This window comes from Peribacillus sp. P4_C12, from assembly GCF_056402095.1.
In genome coordinates this window covers 1-5,902 of sequence record NZ_JBFUIB010000227.1, presented here as the reverse complement: position 1 = coordinate 5,902, position 5,902 = coordinate 1, and the positions used below count along the sequence as shown (strand labels likewise).

The window sequence follows — 5,902 nt, the reverse complement described above, 5'->3', positions numbered from 1 at the left end:
TATATAAAAGAAGCTTCAATTAAAAAGCAAGCATGTAAGGATTATCTCTATGGTGACGATGGTACATTGGAGGATTGGTTTCAAGAAATTGAAACAGAGTGCTCAAATATTATTAAAGACATAATAAATATTAACAAACTTCCAAAGCAGGGCAGTAAAGAATATGATTTATTATTGTTTTTTATTTTATTAAGTGAGGCACGAACCTTGAGAACTGCTGATTCAATGAATAACTTTGTTGATAACTTAATGAGCCACATACTAAAAATGGACCCAACAAATGGCTTTTCTGAAAAAGAAATTGAAAAATATAGAATTAGCTTAAACATCCCTAACATTTATTCAATTGATGCTACTAGAGGTATATTTCCAATTTTATTTGATTTAAAAGCTGTATTACTAATAAGTAAAAATGATAGGAAATTTATAACATCTGATAATCCTTTAGTTAGATATAACCAGATGTATGTACAAAGGCAGTATCTCCTACGTGGATATGGCTTTAGTAACATGGGTATACAATTGTTCTTTCCTATAAGTCCAAAATTATGTATCTGTATATTTGATAATGTGATGTACGAACATACGACCAATGAAGATGGAAATATAGAAATAAAAAAAGGTAGACAAGTTGATGAAATAAATAGATTAATATACCTTAATTCTTATCAAAGTATATTTTTTAATAATGATATGAAAGAATCGACAATTAATCGTTTAGTTGAGTTAAGGAAATATAATAAACCAGACTCAGATGAAGAATTAACTTTTTTAGGGGACGAAAAAAATAAATTAATAGGATTCTCTCAAAATAAAGTTACTGAAAGAATCAACTTATCAATTTTTAAAATTCCCCAAAAGATGCTAAGTATTCCTTTACCCCCCCATATGGCAGGACCAATAAGACCATATGCTCAACAATTTATGGATGCGAAGAAATATGATAAAAACCTAACTTAGATACAATGCTGAGAACCATATCCTAAGTGAATCTAGTGTTTATATATTTGCGATAGTAGGGTGGTTTTCAAGAAAAAATAAACTAACAAACTATGGAGAACTGGAGATATCACTGCAGTTGAAGCAATGACGAAATCAAATATTACTAAGGCTATTCTATCGCAAGGTTAAAGAATATGAAGCAAGCTAAGGGTACTTCCTAAGGGTGGGTCTCTTTAGCATTTTCATTGGGGTGGGGGGATTTTTACACATTTTGTGCCACCTTTTTTAGGATTGGGGATTTAGTTGCTTGGCTCACACTTTGAAGTTCCCGATATACTAAAATCCAGAAGAATTAATGGTCGTTTGAACTTAATTTTTGCTTTCTGAGGACTTTATTAACTCCAACCAATACTGCTTAGTCACACTTAGAGAGTAGCAAAAAAATATCGCTACTCTCTTTTTAAACTTTCCTCAAAAACTTACCAACAATATGGTATGATTTCCCTGTAACAATGACAAAAGAAGTAGGCAATTAAGGTTACATTACGTAAGCTGAATTAATCTCGAGGTGGTTTTAAGAATCAACTTCTAATTGAAATTGTATATATATAGAACATTACCTATTCATGAATGGGTATTTCTCCAGTTTCAGGTAAAAATCAACAGCTAAAAGGAGGAAAGATGTGGATATAGAGAAGTATAATAAAAGGTTTACAAATAAAGAATATGCCAAGGGAAGGACAAAGGAAACCAAGTATTATATTATTACTGCCAAACTTGAAGATAGTAAGTATAAGTTAACCTTGTTAAGAAATCATTCAGTTTTTAAGGAAAGCTACTATAATGGTCTTACGGTTGCTAAGAATAATGCGTTTAAATGGATTATCAATCATGACCCTTCGATTTTTACTTTGAATAAGGTGACGATGGTTCATTATAAAGAGGATGGATTAAATGGGGATAATTGGGTTGATGATACAAATATTGAATTACATAAGAATTTAGAGGCTTATTTTAGAGGCAACAAAAATATTATTAGTCCAACAACTTTTGTTAATGAAGTGGCTACATCTGAAGAGATATTAAATCAGAAAGAAAAAACATCATTAATAAAAAGATTAGAAGAGCAAAATACAAGTATTCAACAGGACATAGGAATACTTAAAGAACAAAATATATAGATATTTCAGGGGAATCCTGATGCTTTTAATATTGATAATTATGTAAAGAATAATAAATACATATGGTGGTCATTAAGGCAGAAACATTACCGAACTAGTATTAAATTAAATGATGTTGTTTTTATGTGGAGGTCAATTGGGAAAAAAAGAGGGAACGGAGGAATAATTTCAAAAACTCGTGTAATTAGTTTACCTCAAGAGAGACCTAATGATGAAGTGCAAGGGAATATTGGCGTACAGATGACTGGAAGAAACCATACTTAGGTGTGAAGTTAGAAGTGCTAGAAGTTAGACTTGAAGAGGGATTTATTAGCAGAAATTTTCATATGGAACATCCTGTTTTAAAGGAGTTACTTATCCTTAGACAAAGAACCAAAAAAAATTTCTTATTGCCACCCAACCATGCATATGAAATTCAGAGGATTTGGGACTCTTGCAGCATTATTATGCAAAATGACCTTATTATTAATATACAAACAGAAATAGAAAAAGATATAACAGAAACTGAGAAAGAACAAGTCATTAAGTCCAGAATTGGACAGTCCGCTTTTAAAAAGTCTCTTTTAGCAATTGAGAAGAAATGCAGGTTGTGTGGTGTCACAGATGAACGTTTCTTAGTAGCAAGTCATATTAAGCCTTGGAGTCAATCCAATAATCAAGAGAGAATAGATGTAAATAATGGGTTGTTGCTTTGCCCAAATCATGATTCTTTGTTTGACAAGGTTTATATTAGTTTTGACGAAGAGGGAACAATTTTGATTTCAGATAGTTTGGATGAATTGACCAAGGTCTTTCTTAATGTCAATGATACTATGTATATAGAATTAATGAGAGTCAGCGGGAGTACATGAAATGGCATAGGGGAAATTTGTATAAATATAATTAGAATAAGTTATTTCCGTATGAAAAAGGGGCAGTGTAATTTGGTAAGGAAAATTTTGTTTTTAAAGCTAGTATTACAAAAACAGGGTGAAGAAAATGAATTTTAAAATGACAGCTAATCTATTTATTGGGAAGAAAAGACCCGATTACAAAAAATCTCCGGCTTTTACGCCTCGTCCCTTAGCTAGATGGAGAATTGATACTAATGATTCCGAACTTAATATTTATGGTTCATTATGGGGCGAGAGCCTTGTACTTCAGTTAGGGAATCATTTATCAATTTATAGACAACCTAGGAGTTTATGGTGGGCTTTAAATCAAACAATATCACCAATCCATCCTGCCTATAAGCCTCAACATTTAAAAGTAGCAGGAACTTCTATTGCTGGAAACTTTGGAGAGGTATTCACTATCTTAGCGTTAGAATCTCAAATTACATATCCTAATTTTTTAAATGTATGTCATATTACATCAGTTTCAAATAATAGTTCCCCGGATTTGTTTTTGGATACTAGACCTTTTCTAGAGGCGTATAATAAAAAATTTAATAAAAGAAAGAAAAGACCAGAATTAGAATTAATACCTTTTATAGCAGGTGAATGTAAGAACTCAGATTTCTCAAAGGCATTCAGACAGTTAGCAGCATACTGGAACAGTTATCCATCTAGTAGAGACTTCGGGTATGGTTTAATCTCAACTATAGATTATAGACAACCCGATGAGTTAATCGTAAACTTTAATCTAATAATTCCAAGAGATGTGTCAGAGGTCAGAAGCATACTCGCAAGTAAAGATAAAAAAAAGTTATGGCTTAACTCAAAAGCAGTAAAGGAGGCATTTTATGGTTTCGGGTAATGAGTTAGATGCAATGAGATATTATAATGATGCTAGATTAGATATTTGGGTGGGGAACAAACAGAATTGTATTAATAATTTAACAAAATGTAAGAGCCTTTTAAGTAATATCCAAGACAGTGGTTTGCAAACTTTACATACGCATGCAGAAGAAATGCTAAAAGCATGGGAAACTATAGACGTAAATAATTTAGGAGTCACTAAAAGGGATATCGTTCCCAACGTTCACTTTTCTTGTATTTTGCTTCCCACAGGACAAAACACTGCAGAATTCAGAGGACGTTTCCATGGTTCTCAGTCTTCTATTAAAGAATTGCTAACAGTAGGATTAAGGCGAAAATCTAACCAAGATAAGCGTATTATAAACTGGGTAGGAGTAAATCAAATAGAACAATTTACTGCTAACTTATGTATATCATTCCCAAGTAGACTCACATTTGGTAATGTTATTTACCATACTCCAAATCAATTTAGTTTAGAGAATGAAGTAAGAATTCTAGACCAATATAATTTCCGTGATTTTTTAATAAGAGAGTTAATAGAAAATTCATAAAAATAGATGCTAATCGGATAATTTCCCTTTTCCTTATTGGTCTTAATTCACAAATTCTATCCAAAGTCAAACATAATAAATTTTTGATTTTAATAGGTACTCGTTCAATTGAAACATACATCACTAAACAAGTAACTACAAATAGGTGTCACTTGTTTAGTAAAATAATAGACTTCGAGAGTATTAACTCGTTCTAACTTCTTTGAGAATGTCTGCAATTTCATCATAGTCTCTTATCCATATGATTTTTATACCAAATGATGCTGCATCTATTTCTTCGAATTCTTCCATCTTTGTCAAAAGTTGTTTAGAAGCTTCGTCTAGTTTCAGATTGGCTTTAGCTTTTTCATCTAGTAGTAGCTCATTTTTACTCAGGAGTTCTTCTAAATCTCTTTCCACATCTTTAGGGTTATACCTCATCTTGAATAAATAATGATATTTTGGATTATTCCCTTTTTGTAACATTGCAATATCGAGTAGCCTTCTAATGTTCGGGTCTGTAAGAGATATACCTATAAATATACAAACATTATCTTTGAATTTGTTAATTTGAACCATATTATTCCAACTATAGATATCATTATACTGTTTATGATATAAATTTTCGCTTAGAGTTATTTTATGGTCTTTATCAATTTCTTGTACTTCAGGCAAATAACCGTGAACATGATAGATAGGTAATTCCCTATTTTTAGGATTCATCCCCACTTTATATATTGATTTAAATGGAATTTCTACATTGCTATTTATTAAAGCAACCTCAAGAATATCGTCATAATTATACGTAATGATGCTATCGAGATTTGGGCTTCTTCCTGGAGCAATACAGAAATGTAAAATCTCTTTAATAGTTAGTGAATCCGCATCTCTATTTATATCTACATAAAGTGCTTCTTTTACCATCTCTTCAAACGCTTTACCATTATCTTCCTTCTTGAAATACTCTTCAAGAAATCTTGCAGAAATTAAAGGGCTATTAGGAAATAATTCGGGAAATAATTTCGATAATACAAATTGTACGTCAGTATCAGTATTACTATTGTTAAAAGTTTCAAATAACAATTTTTGTAGTAAATTTCCCCAGTTAGGAAGATTATATGGTACAGAAACTCCTGCTCCAAGTACTAATACTAATTCCTCATCTTTGTATGCTTTATTTAAATTAGCAATATGGTCTTCATTTGAGGTTTGAATGTTTATGTTACTTGAAATAGAAGTCTCATCTAGAAATTTCGATATTGTTTGAACGGATAATTTACTTAGTGCTTTTTTTAATTCATTAGAAGCAATTAATTCAATATTAGCAATTGACATCTAGATATATCCTCCCAGAAAGTTTATTATTCCAAATTATAACATAGTATTTTTGGGAAATACTACTAAGCTATAATTTTATTATTAAGTATCGTATAGAGTAGTCTTTGATAGATTAACTGAGGTTGCTTTTCTTTCAGTAACAATTAACTTGGAGAATGAAACAAAGGAAACT

Annotated in this window: 7 protein-coding genes; 6 read left to right on the top strand and 1 reads right to left on the bottom strand. The window is 31.1% G+C overall.

Annotation, left to right across the window (positions count from 1 at the left end; genetic code table 11):
* From AC1DUW_RS19550 to AC1DUW_RS19525, 6 genes are all read left to right on the top strand, one after another.
* The coding region (locus AC1DUW_RS19550; protein WP_477643251.1) for a DUF4238 domain-containing protein at positions 1 to 960 on the top strand (960 nt) is incomplete at its 5' end.
* 665 nt (positions 961 to 1,625) lie between these two features.
* Positions 1,626 to 2,123 carry a hypothetical protein gene (locus tag AC1DUW_RS19545; RefSeq protein WP_477643250.1) on the top strand — a complete coding sequence of 166 codons (498 nt, stop codon included), beginning with the start codon at positions 1,626 to 1,628 and terminating at the stop codon, positions 2,121 to 2,123.
* Positions 2,124 to 2,387, top strand: coding sequence for an EVE domain-containing protein (locus AC1DUW_RS19540; protein WP_477643252.1), 264 nt, complete (start codon positions 2,124 to 2,126; stop codon positions 2,385 to 2,387).
* A 2-nt stretch (positions 2,388 to 2,389) separates the two neighbouring features.
* The gene (locus AC1DUW_RS19535; protein ID WP_477643249.1) at positions 2,390 to 2,974 is read left to right on the top strand and encodes an HNH endonuclease; all 585 of its coding nucleotides are present in this window, start codon (positions 2,390 to 2,392) and stop codon (positions 2,972 to 2,974) included.
* A gap of 127 nt (positions 2,975 to 3,101) precedes the next feature.
* A complete protein-coding gene (locus tag AC1DUW_RS19530; protein ID WP_477643248.1) occupies positions 3,102 to 3,860 on the top strand; it encodes a hypothetical protein in 759 nt (252 codons plus the stop codon).
* Positions 3,847 to 4,413 (top strand): hypothetical protein, encoded by a 567-nt coding sequence (locus AC1DUW_RS19525; RefSeq protein WP_477643247.1) that lies wholly within the window; start codon positions 3,847 to 3,849, stop codon positions 4,411 to 4,413. The genes AC1DUW_RS19530 and AC1DUW_RS19525 overlap by 14 nt, the downstream gene beginning before the upstream one ends.
* Positions 4,414 to 4,596: 183 nt before the next feature.
* On the opposite strand, the gene AC1DUW_RS19520 is transcribed toward AC1DUW_RS19525, so the two are convergent.
* A complete protein-coding gene (locus tag AC1DUW_RS19520; RefSeq protein ID WP_477643246.1) occupies positions 4,597 to 5,727 on the bottom strand; it encodes an SIR2 family protein in 1,131 nt (376 codons plus the stop codon).
* Positions 5,728 to 5,902: the final 175 nt, after the last annotated feature.

Bases quoted from the DNA above. Each gene is read 5' to 3' on its own strand.
- AC1DUW_RS19530 (WP_477643248.1), top strand. From the start codon at position 3,102: ATGAATTTTAAAATGACAGCTAATCTATTTATTGGGAAGAAAAGACCC.
- AC1DUW_RS19525 (WP_477643247.1), top strand. From the start codon at position 3,847: ATGGTTTCGGGTAATGAGTTAGATGCAATGAGATATTATAATGATGCT.
- AC1DUW_RS19520 (WP_477643246.1), bottom strand. From the start codon at position 5,727: ATGTCAATTGCTAATATTGAATTAATTGCTTCTAATGAATTAAAAAAA.